14 protein-coding genes are annotated in these 15,472 nt (G+C 69.7%); 5 read left to right on the top strand and 9 right to left on the bottom strand.

All coding sequences use genetic code 11. From position 1 onward, the window contains the following. On the bottom strand, nt 1–1,227 hold the full coding sequence (locus SPR02S_RS06560) for an MFS transporter (RefSeq protein ID WP_019056139.1): 1,227 nt from the start codon (nt 1,225–1,227) through the stop codon (nt 1–3). 329 nt (nt 1,228–1,556) lie between these two features. Here SPR02S_RS06560 and SPR02S_RS06555 point away from each other — a divergent pair, with 329 nt between their 5' ends. From SPR02S_RS06555 to SPR02S_RS06540, 4 genes are all read left to right on the top strand, one after another. Next, the gene (locus SPR02S_RS06555; RefSeq protein WP_019056138.1) at nt 1,557–1,997 is read left to right on the top strand and encodes a MarR family winged helix-turn-helix transcriptional regulator; all 441 of its coding nucleotides are present in this window, start codon (nt 1,557–1,559) and stop codon (nt 1,995–1,997) included. 29 nt (nt 1,998–2,026) lie between these two features. After that, nucleotides 2,027–3,784, top strand: a complete 1,758-nt coding sequence (locus SPR02S_RS06550) for an MFS transporter (protein WP_019056137.1) — start codon at nt 2,027–2,029, stop codon at nt 3,782–3,784. Nucleotides 3,785–3,851: 67 nt separating this feature from the next. Next, a complete protein-coding gene (locus SPR02S_RS06545; RefSeq protein ID WP_019056136.1) occupies nt 3,852–4,427 on the top strand; it encodes a cysteine hydrolase family protein in 576 nt (191 codons plus the stop codon). Further along, nucleotides 4,424–4,996 (top strand): YbhB/YbcL family Raf kinase inhibitor-like protein, encoded by a 573-nt coding sequence (locus SPR02S_RS06540; protein WP_019056135.1) that lies wholly within the window; start codon nt 4,424–4,426, stop codon nt 4,994–4,996. Before SPR02S_RS06545 ends, SPR02S_RS06540 begins: the two co-directional genes overlap by 4 nt. Nucleotides 4,997–5,193: 197 nt before the next feature. Here SPR02S_RS06540 and SPR02S_RS06535 read toward each other — a convergent pair whose 3' ends face one another. The 5 genes from SPR02S_RS06535 to SPR02S_RS06515 all read right to left on the bottom strand — a co-directional run bounded on the left by SPR02S_RS06535 (nt 5,194) and on the right by SPR02S_RS06515 (nt 10,585). After that, nucleotides 5,194–6,042: a sugar phosphate isomerase/epimerase family protein gene (locus tag SPR02S_RS06535; protein ID WP_019056134.1), complete on the bottom strand. Its 849-nt coding sequence runs from the start codon at nt 6,040–6,042 to the stop codon at nt 5,194–5,196. A 141-nt stretch (nt 6,043–6,183) separates the two neighbouring features. Then, a complete protein-coding gene (locus tag SPR02S_RS06530; protein WP_019056133.1) occupies nt 6,184–7,071 on the bottom strand; it encodes a sugar phosphate isomerase/epimerase family protein in 888 nt (295 codons plus the stop codon). 437 nt (nt 7,072–7,508) lie between these two features. Beyond that, on the bottom strand, nt 7,509–8,735 hold the full coding sequence (locus SPR02S_RS06525) for a cysteine desulfurase-like protein (protein WP_019056132.1): 1,227 nt from the start codon (nt 8,733–8,735) through the stop codon (nt 7,509–7,511). A gap of 330 nt (nt 8,736–9,065) precedes the next feature. Beyond that, complete coding sequence (locus SPR02S_RS06520; protein WP_019056131.1) at nt 9,066–9,869, bottom strand: helix-turn-helix transcriptional regulator; 804 nt, start codon at nt 9,867–9,869, stop codon at nt 9,066–9,068. 221 nt (nt 9,870–10,090) lie between these two features. Then, nucleotides 10,091–10,585: a PaaI family thioesterase gene (locus SPR02S_RS06515; protein WP_019056130.1), complete on the bottom strand. Its 495-nt coding sequence runs from the start codon at nt 10,583–10,585 to the stop codon at nt 10,091–10,093. A 93-nt stretch (nt 10,586–10,678) separates the two neighbouring features. Here SPR02S_RS06515 and SPR02S_RS06510 point away from each other — a divergent pair, with 93 nt between their 5' ends. Next, nucleotides 10,679–11,161 carry a winged helix-turn-helix transcriptional regulator gene (locus SPR02S_RS06510; RefSeq protein WP_019056129.1) on the top strand — a complete coding sequence of 161 codons (483 nt, stop codon included), beginning with the start codon at nt 10,679–10,681 and terminating at the stop codon, nt 11,159–11,161. Here the strand turns inward: SPR02S_RS06510 and SPR02S_RS06505 are convergent. The 3 genes from SPR02S_RS06505 to SPR02S_RS06495 all read right to left on the bottom strand — a co-directional run bounded on the left by SPR02S_RS06505 (nt 11,150) and on the right by SPR02S_RS06495 (nt 15,441). Further along, nucleotides 11,150–13,207, bottom strand: coding sequence for a GH92 family glycosyl hydrolase (locus SPR02S_RS06505; protein WP_019056128.1), 2,058 nt, complete (start codon nt 13,205–13,207; stop codon nt 11,150–11,152). The two genes, SPR02S_RS06510 and SPR02S_RS06505, sit on opposite strands and share 12 nt — an antisense overlap. Before the next feature lie 267 nt (nt 13,208–13,474). Next, nucleotides 13,475–14,647 (bottom strand): DNA topoisomerase subunit B, encoded by a 1,173-nt coding sequence (locus SPR02S_RS06500; protein WP_245607508.1) that lies wholly within the window; start codon nt 14,645–14,647, stop codon nt 13,475–13,477. 290 nt (nt 14,648–14,937) lie between these two features. Then, nucleotides 14,938–15,441 carry a hypothetical protein gene (locus SPR02S_RS06495; protein WP_020684161.1) on the bottom strand — a complete coding sequence of 168 codons (504 nt, stop codon included), beginning with the start codon at nt 15,439–15,441 and terminating at the stop codon, nt 14,938–14,940. Nucleotides 15,442–15,472: the final 31 nt, after the last annotated feature.

Below are 15,472 nucleotides of genomic sequence, written 5' to 3'. Positions count from 1 at the left end.
TTAACCAAGGTCCCGCCCCAGGCGCGCGAGTGGAGACAGCGCCATCAGCGCCGGGGACAGCAACATGCCGACGGCCATGACCAGCAAGCCGGTCCGCAGCCCCCACTCCTGCCCGAGGAACCCGCCGAACAGTGAGCCCAGCGGCGCCAGCCCCATGCCGGCGAATGTGATCGTCGCGGCCACCCGCCCCTGCAACCCGTGCGGAGTTGCGGCCTGTCTGACGGCCATGACCGTGACGCTCACCAGCTGCCCGGCGACCCCGAACACGAAGTTGACCGCGAGGAGTGCGACCATCGTCGTCGCGGACGAACCGTGCAGCGCGGGCACACACACGAACACGCCGTCGCCGAGTGCCGCCGTCAGCACGATCACCCGGCCGTATCCGAACCGGCCCGGCAGCCGGGCGGCCAGCAGCGCGCCGACGAGCGCGCCCGGACCGGTCGCCGCGAGCGCCAGGCCTACGGCGGTGCCCGACAGGTGCAGTTCGCGTGGGAGGAAGAGCAGATAGACGGTCATCGTGGCAGCGAAGAAGAACTGGAAGGCAGCCGCGGCGAAACACACGGCCCGCAGCGAGGAATCGCCGGCGACGAAACGCAGTCCCTCATGGACCTGCCGCCATACGCGAGGGGAACGTTCCAAGTGCTCCGGGACGGACTCGGTACGGCGGATCCGTCGGACCGACAGGAACGACAGGGCGAAGAACAACGCGCTGGAGGCGACAGCGACCGGCGCCGACAGCAGGGTCACCAACGCACCGCCGAGAGCGGGCCCACCGATCTGAGCGGCGGACCGGCTGCCCTCCAACACACTGTTGCCCCGCACCAACTGATCGGATGTCACCAGCCGTACGAGGGAGGACTGATAGGCCACGTCGAAGAACACGGACAGGACCCCGGCGACGAAGACCAGCACGAACAGCGCAGGCAGGCCGAGCCAGTTGAGCAATCCGGCTACGGCGGCGGCGCCCAGCACCAGGGTTCGGCCGACGTCGGCCACCACCATCACCGTGCGCGTCCGCCACCTGTCCACCCAGGCGCCGGCGAGGAGCGAGAGCAGCAGGATCGGCGCCTGCTCCACCGCTCGCAGGACACCCAGCTGTCCGACACCGACGTCGAGCGTCAGCACGGCGAGGAGCGGGAGCACCACCAGGCTTGACTGTTCGCCGAGTTGGGAGACTGTCTGGCCCAGCCAGAGCCAGCGGAAGTCATTGTTCGAAGTGGACGGCACAGGGACCCTTTGAGTTGCCGACAACGAGACCCGCGACCCGGCGCACGAAAGGGGCGCCATCGATCCGGGTGAGGTAAGGCTCGCTGTGCCGCAGCAACATCAAGGGCGGCACGCGATGACGGGCCGATCTCGGCCTATGCCGTCAACGCGCGCCCGGACGACCGGGCATCTCTGGGCTCCAACTTCTGGGCGGTCACTGGCGGTTGGGACAGTAGCTCTTGGACGGCCTCGCGCGAAAGGCGTTTTCTGCGCGCCCTGTGGAGTGTCGTCGGAGGCCGGCAGCGTGACCGTCCATGTACTAAGGCAGCTTTATAAACTAGCCTTAGCATATGAACGACGACCTGGATCCGAACGCGGTCGCCTCGGCCCTGCTGGCGAGCATCGGCGTGCTGGTGCGACGGGCCCGCCAGCAGCCGGTCGAGGGCGGGCTCACGATGCCCGAGAGGACCGCCCTGGCCCAGTTGGACCGGGCGGGCCCCACGACCTCCTCGGCGCTGGCCCGGGAGGCGCAGATCACCGCGCAGGCCATGGGGGCGACGCTCAACGCGCTGCGGACCCGTGGCCTGGTCGAACGTCGTCCGGATCCCGACGACGGCCGGCGCGCGGTACTGACGGTGACGGACGCGGGCCGACAGGCGCTGCGGAACAAGCGCAACGCGCGGGCCGAACTCCTCGCGCGAGCCCTGACCAGCGGTGCGTTCACCCCGACGGAGCTGGAGCAACTCGCCGCTGCCGCACCGCTGTTGGAGCGGCTGGCCCAGAACATCTGACGTCGACAGAGCCACGAGGAAGCTGACCGATGACAGACCCTTCCAAGACACGCGCCCCGCGCCACCCGACCGTCGACGACCGGTACAAGTGGACGGCGCTGACGAACACGACCGCCGCGGTCTTCATGTCCGCGCTGGACGGCTCCATCGTGCTGATCGCCCTGCCGACGATCTTCCGGGGCATCCACCTGGACCCGCTCGCACCGGGCAACATCGCCTATCTACTGTGGATGATCATGGGATACCGGCTGGTCCAGGCCGTGTTGGTGGTCACGGTGGGGCGGCTCGGCGACATGTACGGCCGGGTCCGGATCTACAACTCCGGGTTCGCGGTCTTCACCTTCGCCTCGGTCCTGCTGTCCTTCGACCCCTTCGACGGCGGCCACGGAGCGATGTGGCTGATCGGCTGGCGGGTGCTGCAGGCCGTCGGCGGCTCGATACTGACCGCGAACTCGGCGGCGATCCTGACCGACGCCTTCCCCGAGGAACAGCGCGGCTTCGCCCTGGGCATCAACCAAGTCGCCGCCCTGGGCGGGATGTTCATCGGTCTGGTCGCCGGCGGTCTGTTGTCGGCCTGGGACTGGCGGGCGGTGTTCTGGGTGAACGTGCCCATCGGTGTGTTCTTCACGGTGTGGGCGTACCGCACCCTGCGCGAGACCGCGAAGCACGACGGCGGCCACATCGACTGGTGGGGCAACATCACCTTCGCGGTGGGCCTCAGCGCCACCCTGATCGCCATCACCTTCGGCCTCCAGCCCTACGGCGGCCACACCATGGGCTGGACCAACCCGCTCGTCGATGTGCTGATAGCCGGCGGACTGCTTCTCCTGGCGGCCTTCGTCGTGATCGAGAACCGCACCTCGGCGCCGATGATCCAGCTGAGCCTCTTCCGTCAACGGGCCTTCACCTTCGGCAACTTGGCGGGCCTGGCCATCTCGATCGGCCGGGGCGGAATGCAGTTCGTGCTGATCATCTGGCTGCAGGGCATCTGGCTCCCGCTGCACGGCTACGACTACGGCGACACCCCGCTGTGGGCCGGCATCTTCATGCTGCCGCTGACCGCGGGCTTCCTCGCGGCGGGACCGGTCTCCGGGTATCTGTCGGACCGGCTCGGTTCCCGGGGGCTGGCCACCGGCGGCGCGGCACTGTTCGGCGCGACCTTCCTGGGCCTGATGTGCCTGCCGATCGACTTCAGTTACTGGATCTTCGCGGTACTGATCGCGCTCAACGGGATCGCCAGCGGAATGTTCGCCTCCCCCAACTCCTCCTCGATCATGGGCAGTGTGCCCGCCCGGTTGCGCGGTGTCGCCTCCGGCATGCGCGCCACCTTCCAGAACTCCGGTACCGCCGTCTCCATCGGCGTGTTCTTCTCCCTGATGATCGCCGGGCTGGCCAGGAGCCTCCCGCACACGCTCACCACCGGACTGCAACAGCAGGGCGTACCGGCCCACTTGGCCGCCCAGGTCGGCGGCCTGCCACCGGTCTCGTCCCTGTTCGCCGCGCAGTTGGGCGTCAACCCGATCCAGCATCTGCTCCAGCCCAGCGGCGTCCTGACCCATCTGACGGCGGCGCAGCAACACACCCTCACCGGCAGCGAGTTCTTCCCGAGCCTGATCTCCGGGCCCTTCCACTCCGGCCTGGTCATCGTGTTCGCGTTCGGCGCCACCCTCGCCTTCCTCGCCGCGATCGCCTCCCTGCTGCGCGGCGCGGGCACCGGTCCCACGGCCAAGGCACCGGGACCGCGCAAGGCCGCCACCGGCGACACGCTCGCCCGACCGGACAGGTAGCCCGGCGGCACCCCTTCCCCACCCTCAGCAGACCGGCCGACACACACCGGAGAAGCGAGCAACCCCCATGCCACTGACAACGATCGACCCCGCGTCCGCGCTCGTCGTGATCGACCTGCAGAAGGGCATCATCTCGGCCCTCACCGACGATCCGACCACCGCCATCGCCGACGCCGTCAAGCAGTCGACCCACCTGGCCACCGAGTTCCGGCGACACGGTCTTCCCGTGATCCTGGTCAACGTCACCGGCCGCGCTCCGGGACGTACCGACACCGGAAGGTCCGCCAACAACACGGCCCCGCCCGCCGGTTGGGCCGACCTCATCGACGAACTCGACGTACACCCGACCGACCATCTGATCACCAAGCGTCGCCGCAGCGCGTTCCACGACACCGGACTCGACACGCTCCTGCGGGACTTGGGCGTCACGCAGGTCGTGCTCTCGGGTATCGCGACCAGTTCGGGCGTGGAGTCGACGGCACGCTCGGCCTCCGACCACGGCTATCACGTCGTCCTGGCCACCGACGCCATGGGCGATCCCGACCCCGAGGCCCATCGCCACAGCGTCGAGCGCGTCTTCCCCAAGCTGGGCGAGACCGCGACCACCGCCGAGGTCATCGACATGGTGGAGGCGACCCGATGACCCTGCTGGGCCGACTCCTCCACAACCGCAGAGCAGGCGAGACCCACACGGCGTGGAACCTGCCCAACTTCCAGGGCCCCGAGCAACTGACCCTCACCAGCCGGGACTTCGGCGACGGCGACACCATGCCGCTGAAGCACTGCGCGAAACAGATCGGCGGCTACGACCTGTCCCCGCACCTGGCCTGGACCCCGCTCCCGACCGGCACCGCGCAACTCCTCCTGGTCGTGGAGGACATCGACGTCCCCATTCCCAGGCCCGCCGTGCACTGCCTCGCCCTGATCGACCCGGCGACCGGGCACCTGGAGCCCGGCGCCCTGTCCGCACGGCAGCCCGGCCCCGGGGTGCGGATCCTCCGCTCCACCATCGGACGGGGCTACCACGGTCCCGCACCCATCAAGGGCCACGGCCCCCACCGCTACGTCTTCGAGCTGTTCGCCCTCTCGGCCGTCGTGGACAGCGCCTCCGGCACGACGCCGGTGGACCGGGCACGCCCCCGCGCCCTCCTGCCCACGGTCACCGCACCCGTCCTCGGCCGGGGCCGACTGACCGGGGTCTACGAACGCTGACCCCAACGCCCCTCGGCGTGCGACCGGTTCAGTCACGCCATCCCGGAGTCAGCGATTGCAATTACATCATTTGTCCATCACAACAAGATGCCTGAACATTTTCTCGACGATCGCTAAAACGTGTCCCGTACACCGAAATGGAAATAAAAACAGGGCGGCGGGAACGACCGTGGTTTCGTTCCCACCCCTGTGGCCTTTCAGTTCACGAGTGCCGCAGCACTCCGATAGGCCGCCGCGGCGGCCTCCCGCACCGGCAGCGCGCGGTGCGCGTCGGAGAGGATCTCCACGCCCCAGGGGCCCCGGAAACCGGCCGTACGGAGCGCGGCGATGATGCCCGGCAGGTCGAACGAGCCCTCTCCGCACAGGAGGCGGCGGTGGACGGTGTCCTCGAAGAGCGTGCCGACGACCTGGCTGTCGGCGTCGTTGAGCTCCACGCCCACGATCCGCGCACCCGGCACGTCCGCCAGCTCGGCCGGCGGGGTGTGGGCGCGCTCGGTGTGCCAGACGTCGATGATGAGGCCGCCCGCCGGGTGGCCGGCGGCCTCCACGAGCCGTAGGCCGTCGTGCACGGTCCTGAGGTTGGACCAGGGCAGCGGTTCGACTCCGAGCCGGGCGCCCACCCCGTCGGCCTGCGCGGCCAGCACGGCGAACTCCTTGGCCCAGACGTCGAGTTCCCAGGGTTCGTCAGACACGTCGGGGCCGATCTTGAAGGTGCGGGCACCGAGCGCCTCGATGGCTCTCAGCATGCCGACCCGGACGGTGTCCGACGCGGCCCGCCGGGGTCCGTCGGCCCACCAGTCGGTCAGCAGCTCCAACTCGACGTGGCTGATCCCGTTGTCCTCGAAGAGGGACCGGATCCCGGCGATCCCGTATTCACGCTCGGCTTCCACCAGGTCCGCGTAGAGCAGTCCGAAGGCGGTGAATCCGGCGTCACGCGCCGCCTCCACCCGGTCCCGCAGATTCAACGGACTGCGCTGATCGGCCTCGTCGGGAGCCGCGTCGCCCGCCGTGGTCCAGCACGTGGCGAGAAATTGGTCGGCGGTCATTTCTGTTTCCTGGATCCCTCGTGTTCGGATTCCTAGAGTTCACAAAGAAACGGCGCCCGATCGCTTCGGCATTCCGAGTTGGGCCCCGCCCATCGGTCAATCCCTCGGAACACATCAAAAGCACATCAGGCCCGAATACGGCTACGCGACACCGCGCAGGACCGAGCGCAGGTGCTCGGCACTGGCCCACACGTCCTCGACCGGGCCCTTCGCCTTGGGCTCCTCGGTGAGGATGGTGTCCTGTTCGAGGACGTACCAGCCGTCGTAGCCGCGTGCGCTGAGGTGGGTGACGATGGCCTGGACGTCCACGTCCCCCGCACCGAGCGGGCGGTACATGCCCTTGCGCACGGCGTCGGTGTAACTGAGCTGCCCGTCCTGGACCTTGGCGGCGAGGGAGGCGTCCACGTCCTTCATGTGGGTGTGGGCGATGCGCTCGGGGGCCTGCCGGGTGAGCTCGGCGGGGTCGGTGCCGCCGATGAGGAGGTGGCCGGTGTCGAGGCAGAGCGAGATCGCCGAGTGCTCCAGGACGCGCCGGACCTCGTCGCCGTTCTCGATCATCGTGCCGACGTGCGGGTGCAGGACGGCGCGGACACCGCGTTCGGCGGCCAGCGAGGCGAGCCGGTCGAGGTTGGACAGCAGCAACTTCCAACCGTCGGCGTCGAGTTCGGGGCGGGAGTCGTAGCCGTCCTGGCCGGTGACGGCGGACAGGACCAGCACCTCCGCCTTCGAGGCGTCGTAGCCCGCCAGGAGCTGTTCGGCCTCGGGCAGCGGGTCGTGGCCGGGCACGTGCAGCAGCAGCGGGGTGAAGCCGCCGACGGCGTGCAGGTCGTGGTCGGCGAGGGTGCGGGCCATGGCGCCCGGCTCGGCGGGCAGGAACCCCTCGGGGCCGAACTCGGTGGCGGCCAGGCCGACCTCACGCATCTCGTTCAGTACCCGCTCGGGCGTCAACTGGTAGCCCCAGCCGGGGACTTCGCACACGCCCCAGGAGATGGGGGCACCGGCGATCCTGTTTTGGGGGGAGGTGGTCATGCTGTGGCCTTTCTGAGATTCCGGTCGGGGTGGGACGAGGGGTGGGAACCACGTCGGGATGAGCGGACAGCGGCTGATCGCGGGCTGAACGGGTCGTGGGCGCGCGTCGACGCCCCGAAGGCGGTGACCCGCTCCCCCAGGACTGGGCCCACGCCGATGCCGACGGGCCCGAGGACCACCGCCGAGCCCGCCGCAGGCGCCATCGCCCTCTCCCTCCAGAAACCGTCACGGCCGACCACAAGCGCGCTGATCAGTCGGTCGCCGGGTTGTTCACATGGGCGTAACGGTAGGTGCGGCGCAGGGCATTGTTGAAGGGGTCAAACCCATCATTAATCCTTCATTGGGCACCTCTTTTTCCCTCATCCGTGCTTGCCGGCGCAGCTGCGCGAGTCGCTCCGTCATCGGATCCCCGCCCGCCGTCGTCATGGACCCGAGTCTCAGTGAGGCGCCCGCTTCAGGAACAGTTCCAGTCCGGCCAGGAGCCGTTCGACGTCGTCGGTGCTGGTGTAGGGCGCGAGGCCGATGCGCAGGCCGCCGGAGTCGCCCAGGCCGAGTCGGCGGGAGGCCTCGACGGCGTAGAAGGATCCGCAGGGCGCGTAGACGTCGCGTTCCGCCAGGAAGCGGGAGGCGTCCTGTGTGCCCTGTGCGCCGAAGACGTCGTCCAGGGTCAGGAGCACCGTGGGCGTCCGGTCGCCCGCCTTCGAGTGGACGGTGATCCCGTCGAGCGCGGCGAGCCCCTGATCGATACGCGTTCGCAGACTCTCCTCATGCTGATGCAGTGCCCCGAGGCTCGTCGCCAGGCGCTCGCGGCGACTGCCGACGGCGTCCGTGTCGAGACCGGCGAGGACATCGACCGCGGTGCTCGTTCCGGCGAGCAACTCGTAGGGCAGGGTGCCGAGTTCGAAACGTTCCGGAACCGCGTCGGAGGACGGCAGAAGCTTGTCCGGCCGCAGGGTTTCCAGCAGTTCGGGCCGGGCGGCGAGGACGCCGTGGTGCGGGCCGAGGAACTTGTACGGCGAGCACACGAAGAAGTCCGCACCAAGTGCGCCGAGGTCGACCAGGGCGTGCGCGGTGTAGTGAACACCGTCGACGTAGACCAGGGCGCCCGCCTCGTGAGCGAGCCGGGATATCTCGGTGATCGCGGGCCGGGTACCGATCAGGTTGGAGGCGGCGGTGACGGCGACCAGCCGGGTGCGGTCGGACAGGGCGGCGCGGAGGTGGTCGAGGGTGAGTTCGCCGGTCGCGGGGTCGAAGTCCGCCCAACGCACGGTGACACCCGCCCGCTCGGCGGCCTGGATCCAAGGACGAATGTTGGCGTCGTGGTCGAGGCGGGTGACGACGACCTCGTCCCCGGCCGACCAGGTCGTGGCGAGGGTGCGGGAGAAGTCGTAGGTGAGTTGCGTGGCACTACGCCCGAACACGATCCCCGAGGCCTGCGCCCCGAGCAGATCGGCCATGGCCGCACGGGCCCGCGTGACGATGCCGTCGGCGTTCCGCTCCCCCGCGGTCACCTGCCCACGGTTCGAGAGGGGGTTGGCCAGCGCCCCGGTGATGGCCTCGATGACCGGTCGCGGGGTCTGGGTGCCACCGGGCCCGTCGAAGTGGGCGGGCGCGCCACTCAGGGCAGGGAACAGGGCGCGCAGGGCGGAAATGTCGTAGGCCACGGAATTGAGCTCCTGTCGATGCCGAGTGCGGGCCTCGGGGCCCCGGGTGTCCACAACGATCATCGGACATCGAAGGGGTTCGGGGCAGGGGGCGGGGGCTCGGGGCCCCGCCCGACGCGGCCACCGGCCAGCTGCACACGTTGGGGTTGGTGTCCCACGACGCGTCCCAGCACCCCACAGGGACACGAGGCTGAGTCAATATGCGGCCCCACCACACAGGCGCACCCTTCACGGACCGGCGCAGCCAGGTCCTATAGGGGTGCGGGAAACTGCGCGACCAGCCCCCACCGACCCGCACCCTCTGGACGACCGCAGCGCCCCGGGGCCGCCTCAGCGCCCCGCTCGACGCGGAAGGAGACCGATCTCCTGCGCCCGCAACACCGTGCTCACGCGATCGCGCGTCCCCAGCTTCCGGTACAGACTCTCGACGTGCTTGTGGACCGTGCGTACGGAAATGCCCAGGCGGTGCGCGATCGCCGAGGCCGTGAGCGCGTCGGCGAGCAGCAGCAGGACGGTGACCTGGCGCGGTGTGAGCCGGGAGTCCGCTGTCGCCTCCGGCGCTTCGCGCGCTGCCGTGCTCGCGCGCAGGCGCTCAAGGAGTTGCCGCTGCTGCTCCACACCGGCCAGCAGGGGCTGCAACTGCTCGGCGGCCCGGACCTGGTCCTCGGTGAAGTCGGCACCGGCACGGTAGACAAGGCAGCCGGTCACCGGCGTGCTCGTGCCCGGCAGGGGTATCGCCAGGACATGGTCGGCGTCCATCAACCGGCTGATCGTCCCCGCGGTGCGGCTCCGCGCCCACCCCCTCCCCGCCATCCGGTGAGCCGTCCCGGGTCGGCGGACGGCCCCGGCCGTGGCGTAGTGGTCCGCGAAGGGGTAGCCCCGGCGCACCACCGCCATCGCCCCGTCCCCGATGTCGTCGATCCGCCCGAGATGCGCCGCGGCGGCGGGCGACAGCCCCATCGCCCCGGTCCGGTCCGTCCACTCGCCGAGTTTGTAGATCAGCGACTCTCCGCCGCACAGGCCCGGCAGGGCCGCGGCGACCATCGGCCACAGCCGCTCGGGTTCCCGTTCGTGCAGCGCCGCCACCGCAACCGCCAGCATGCGTTCGTACGCCCCGGCCGGCCCGCCCGCCATACGCCCTCACGATCCCGCGTGTGTCACTTCCCGTACGCACGTATGCACGTACCCACGTAGGCGCATACGTACTTCTCCCCATACCACCACGGCCACGGCGTCCGGCAGACTGCACAGCGTTCCGGCGACGCCTTCGACCGTATGGATCAAGGGAGTTGACGGTACGGATCCGCCTGCGCGGGGGACAGGCGGATTTCGGACGTCCCGGCTAAGGAGCCTGTTCAGGAGCCCGGGACGGGAAACAGCAGACAGCTGCTGGTGGCGTGCGCGAGCAGCCGGTCCTTCTCGTCGAACAGCTCGGCCTGCGCGAGCGCGGTACGCCGTCCACCGTTCAACACGGTTCCCACGGCACGGATCCGGCCGGTGTCGGCGGTGACCGGGCGCAGGAACTTCACGCTCAGGTCGAGCGACGTGTACCCCATGCCCTGCGGCAGCGTGGTCTGCACCGCGCACCCGGCCGCCGAGTCGAGCAGGGTGGCATAAACCCCGCCGTGCACGCTGCCGATGGGGTTGTAGTGCTCCTCCCCCGGTATCAGGGAGAACACCGCCCGACCGTGCTCCACCTCGTCGAGCGTGAAGTTCAGGGTGGCCCCGATGGGCGGCGCGGGCAGGCGTCCCCCGATCAGTTCCCGCAGGAACTCCAGACCCGTGGACTGCCCTACGGCGGCTGCCGAGACCCCCGGGTCCTCCCACTCGTACGTGCGTGACCGACCCATACGACGCTACCTCCCAGGCTGGCTTCCTGAAAAGAAGCTAGATCTGTCCGCAGCTGGCTGTCAATGACAGAGCCAGGTGGCTACGCTGGCGGCATGGAATGGCTCGACGTGAGCACGGAGAACTGCCCGGTCCAGAGCACGCTCGACCTCGTCGGCGAGAAGTGGACCCTGTTGATCCTGCGGGACGCGTTCATCAGGGTCCGGCGCTTCGACGACTTCCGGCGCCATCTCGGGCTCTCGGACGCGGTGCTCGCCGACCGGCTCCGCAAGCTGGTGGCGGCCGGCATCCTGACGACCGTGCCCTACCAGCAGGCGGGAAGCCGGACCCGGCACGAGTACCGGCTGACGAGCAAGGGCCGCGATCTGTGGCCGATTCTCATGGCCCTGCGGCAGTGGGGCGAGACGTACGCCCCCGATCCCGAGGGCCCGGTCCTCGACGTACGGCACACCGGATGCGGCGCGCCGGTCCGCGTGGTGGTGGAGTGCGACGGGCCGCACGGCGCACTCGCACCGACCGAGGTCACGGCCGCGCCCGGACCCGGGGCGCGGCCCGTACAAAGCCTGCTAGCGGAGTGAGTGCCTGCGCGACGCGGAGCCGACCGTGAGTTCGGTGCCGTCGCCCCGGTGGACGGTGGCCGTGGGGAACAGCGGTGCGGTGCGGGTGAGTTGGGCGGTGCCGGGGACCTCGGGGTACAGGCCGAGGCTCGCCCACACCGCCCAGGACGACATGGCGCCGAGGTCGTCGTTGCCGACAAGTCCGCCGGGGGCGTCGGTGAACAGCGTGGAGAGGGCGCGCTGCACGACGGCTCCGGCTCGGTCGGTGTGGCCGACGTGGGTGTACGCCCAAGGGGTGCCGAACGAGGGCTCGTTGCCGAGGTAGGCGTAGGGCTGGTCGGCACCCGCGTTGAGGCTGCTGAAGAAGGTGTCGAGGCGGGTGGTGACGGCGGCGTCGCCGCCCATCGCCGCGAACAGTCCGGGCAGGTCCTGCGGAACCATCCACGTGTACTGGGCCGCGTTGCCCTCCACGTACTCCGTCTTCTGAGCCGGGGTGAAGGCGGGCCAGGTACCGTCGGCGGCGCGGGGCTGGAGGTATCCGGTGGCGGGGTTGAAGAGGTTGCGCCAGTTCCCGGAGGCGCGCAGCAGGGTGGCGTACGCGGTCAAGTCGCCCAGCCGGTGCGCGAGTTGGGCGAGCGCGTAGTCGGCGACGGCGTACTCAAGGGTGGTGGAGACCGAGCCCCAGACACCCTTGGTGCCTGCGGGGACGTAGCCGAGGGTGTCGTACTGCTCGTGTCCGGGGCGCTGACGGTTGTCCTGGCGGTCCGCGAGGGCCGTGCGCAGCAGGGTGGCGGCGTCGAAGTCGGTGCCACCGAAGGCATGGATCGTGGACGCGATGGCGGGCAGCGGGTCGCCGACCATGACGCCGCTGCCGCCGTTCGCGAGGGTCCAGCGGTCGAAGTAACCGGCTTGGAGGCCCTGGTTGAGGACGGACTGCGCGATGTCGGAGGCCTCACGCGGGGCGAGCAGCGCCAGCAGCTGGACCTGACAGCGGTAGACGTCCCAGCCGGAGAAGTTCGCGTACTGGACGTGTCCGGCGAGGGTGCGGTGGACGGCCCCGTCCATGCCGGTGTAGCGACCGTCGCTGTCGCTGAAGACGCTGGGGTGCAGGAGGGCGTGGTAGAGGGCGGTGTAGAAGACCCGGCGCTGGGCGTCCGTGCCACCGCCGACGGTGATGCGGTTCAGCCACCCGTTCCAGTCGTCGCGCACGGCCTGCCGGATCGTGTCGTACGACTGTGCCTTCTGCTCGGTCAGTGCGTTTTGGCGGGCGCCCTCGACGTCGACGAAGGAAACACCGACCCGGGCGGTCACCGTGCGCACGCCGGGGGCGAAGGAGACCATGGCCGCGCCCGCTTTGCCGTCGGGGTGGGAGGCCTGGGCGAAGGGCTGGTCGAAGGTGGCGTGGAAGTACAGCCGGTAACGGTTCTTGGCCTTGCAGAAGGCGCCGCTGTCGCTGTACCCGGAGAGCGTGTCGGTCCCGATGTCGACGGATCCGGTGGCCGCGGTGAACGCCTTCGCCGCGTCGATGCTCACGGCGGCGGGGCGGGTATCGGTCGCCGGGTAGGTGAAGCGGGCGATGCCCGAACGCTGGGTGGCGGTCAGGTCGGTGCCGATGCCGTTGTCGAAGGTGACGTGGTAACTGCCGGGCGCCGCCTGCTCGTTGGCGTGCGAGAAGGTGGCGTACGACGGCGGTACGGCGTCCTGCGTGGGCATGAAGGGGACGTTGCCGTAGGCGGCGCAGCCGGCCCCGGAGATGTGCGCGAGGCTGAAGCCGCGGATGCGGTTGTCGCCGTAGGAGTAGCCGCCGTGCTGATACGTCACCGTGTCGGGGCTCCACTGCATCCCGCCGAGGGGGGCCGAGACCCCGGGGAAGGTGTTGCCCGCGCCGCCGCCGTGGCCGAAGTCGGAGCCGCCGGGGGCGGTGCCGACGAACGGGTTGGCGTACCGCGCGAGATCGTCGACGGCCCGGGGCCGGGGCGTCCCGTCCGCCCGGACCGGGGCGGCGGCCACTCCGGACGCCACGAGCACCGAGACCGCCAGGACGGCCCGAAACAGGGGAAGTCGCACCACGTTTCTCCAGCCAGACAGGGAACCCGCCGCCCGCGCGGCGCCGGACCGCGAGTGTCCCCAACCCGGCCGCGACCGCCGTGCCGCCACACCGTCCGGTCGCGAGGACCAACCGGTCGGGTTATCGCTCCTTCGCCTGTCGGCATCGGCGAGGGGGTGCGAAGGGGAGGTGGGATGTCCGGAGACCTGGGGGCTTTGCTCGGGGGGAGCGGCAACGTTCCAGGCGTCCGGAAACCGAACTGCTTCTGACGGCCGGTCAGCTCCTGTTCAGTCCTGATCGCGGCCCCGGACGATGCGGTTCACGATCTCCGCAGCCCGCTCCGGGTGTTCCGCGAACCAGTTGCCGAGGTGCTTCTGGACGGCCTCCGCGACGCAGATCCGCACCTCGGCGTTGCCCAGCAACGCCGAGGTGGCGCCGAGGTATTCGGGTTGATCGAGCTTCACCGAGACGACTGCCGTGAGGCTCTCGAAGATCAGGTCGGCGCGGGCATCGAGGTCGGACGCGGTCGGCAGCCCCCGTTCCCGTGCGAACTCGGTGATCGCCGCCACCACTCCGTCGCGGAAGCCGTCCAGATGTGTGCCACCCTCGCGAGTGGCCCAGCTGTTGGCGAAGCCGCGTATCTGCGCGTCGCGAGAGTGTCCCCACAGCAGGGCCACCTCCATCGTCCCCGCCATTCTCGCGTCCTCACCCTCGAAGCCGAAGACGTCCGGACGGGGGTTCGCCCCCGCTTCCGCATCGAGGGCGGCCACGAAGTCCCGCACTCCGTCAGGGAATTGGTACAGCACCCTGCGAACCCCGTCCGCCGGGCGTTCGTCGGTCAGTGAGATGGCCAGACCCCGGTTGAGGAAGGCCAGTTGCCGGAAGCACTCCGCCAGTACAGGGAACGAGCACCATGTCGTCTCGAAGATCTCAGTGTCCGGCCAGAAGGAGATGGTCGTCCCGCTTCCGGTCGCCGAACCCAGGTCTCCGGTCAACTGCCCTACGGTGTCGGTCTGTTCGATGTCGACACCGCGCGCGTACTCCTTGACCCACCGGGTCCCCTCGCCCCGGACCTCGACCATCAGCCGACTCGACAGCGCGTTGGCGACGAAGAGCCCCAAGCCGAAGGGGGCAATGACCGCAGTGCGCCGACCAATTGGGCCGGAACCCATGTGGAAGCTGGTCAACTGCGCTTCGAGGTCCGCATCGTAGGCCCCTCCACCCCTTGCCCCATCGTCGGCGACACGTACACCGCCGTCGGACGCGAGCGTGACGTCGACGAAGCCGGCGCGGCCCGCCAAGACCTCGCCCACGGCCCGGTCGACGACGTCCAACACGAGGTGGTACAGGCCGCGTTCGCCGGTCGAGCCGACGTACATACCCGGCCGCTTCCGTACGGCTTCCCAGCCTTCCAGCACCTTGATATCAGCAGCGTCGTACTCCATGCCTTCCGCACGCACGAAGACCCCTCCCATGGTGTTCGGCAGATCACCCCAGCGTAGGCGAAATGAAGGAAAACACCAGGTCAGAGGTGTTCTGGAAAGGCCGCAGACGAGCGGGTGAGGGCGTGCCAGGATGCGGGCGACTCCGCCGTCGCGCACCGCGCCCGAAACGTGTCCGAGGGCCTGCCGAAGCCGCGTACGACCCCGTTCCGGACGCCTCCGAGGGCTTCAATTCCGGTCTGTGGCAAGCCAATCGGGGAGGCAGGCGTTGCGATGAACGGTGATGGCGTGGATACGACGGGCGATGTTCAGTCGCTCGGTGCCTGGACCCGCAGGTTCGCCATGTCCTTGAGGAGAGGTCGGCAGTGGGAGAAGTCGTTGCGGGCCACCGAGTGCCGGCGCCCCGCGGCGGTGACGCTGTACATGGGGATGATCGGGTTCCTGACCACTCGTCGGACCTCGGTGACGTCGCGCCAGGCGCAGACCGTTTCGCTGCCCGCGCCGTACGTCTCGACCATGCCGCCCTCGAAATGGACGATGCCGCCCTCGGCGTTGCGCCACAGGACGCGGGCGGCGAACAACATCCCGACGGTCACCATCAGGCAGAGGGCGATCCCGCCGATCGCTTTGGCGGACACGCCGTTGTCGTGGGCGTCGATCAGGACGGCGGGCAGCAGGAAGGCCGTGAACACGCAGCCCGACACCGCGAGGAACCACGCGTCGAACCGGGAGCAGTCGTAGACGCCTTTCAGCCCACCGAGCCCGGCCTCCCCGGCGGCACGCACCGCGGCAGCGCGCATCTCCTTGCTCATCCTCGACATCGCGCCCCCATCAACCGGAATG

This window comes from Streptomyces prunicolor NBRC 13075 (assembly GCF_000367365.1).
GTDB lineage: Bacteria > Actinomycetota > Actinomycetes > Streptomycetales > Streptomycetaceae > Streptomyces > Streptomyces prunicolor.
The sequence above is the reverse complement of the archived record's forward strand: the minus strand, read 5'-3'. Positions and strand labels throughout refer to the sequence as shown.

Coding starts and splice junctions, on each gene's coding strand:
- SPR02S_RS06555 (WP_019056138.1), top strand. CDS start 1,557: ATGAACGACGACCTGGATCCGAACGCGGTCGCCTCGGCCCTGCTGGCG.
- SPR02S_RS06550 (WP_019056137.1), top strand. CDS start 2,027: ATGACAGACCCTTCCAAGACACGCGCCCCGCGCCACCCGACCGTCGAC.
- SPR02S_RS06545 (WP_019056136.1), top strand. CDS start 3,852: ATGCCACTGACAACGATCGACCCCGCGTCCGCGCTCGTCGTGATCGAC.
- SPR02S_RS06540 (WP_019056135.1), top strand. CDS start 4,424: ATGACCCTGCTGGGCCGACTCCTCCACAACCGCAGAGCAGGCGAGACC.
- SPR02S_RS06535 (WP_019056134.1), bottom strand. CDS start 6,042: ATGACCGCCGACCAATTTCTCGCCACGTGCTGGACCACGGCGGGCGAC.
- SPR02S_RS06530 (WP_019056133.1), bottom strand. CDS start 7,071: ATGACCACCTCCCCCCAAAACAGGATCGCCGGTGCCCCCATCTCCTGG.
- SPR02S_RS06520 (WP_019056131.1), bottom strand. CDS start 9,869: ATGGCGGGCGGGCCGGCCGGGGCGTACGAACGCATGCTGGCGGTTGCG.
- SPR02S_RS06515 (WP_019056130.1), bottom strand. CDS start 10,585: ATGGGTCGGTCACGCACGTACGAGTGGGAGGACCCGGGGGTCTCGGCA.
- SPR02S_RS06510 (WP_019056129.1), top strand. CDS start 10,679: ATGGAATGGCTCGACGTGAGCACGGAGAACTGCCCGGTCCAGAGCACG.
- SPR02S_RS06495 (WP_020684161.1), bottom strand. CDS start 15,441: ATGAGCAAGGAGATGCGCGCTGCCGCGGTGCGTGCCGCCGGGGAGGCC.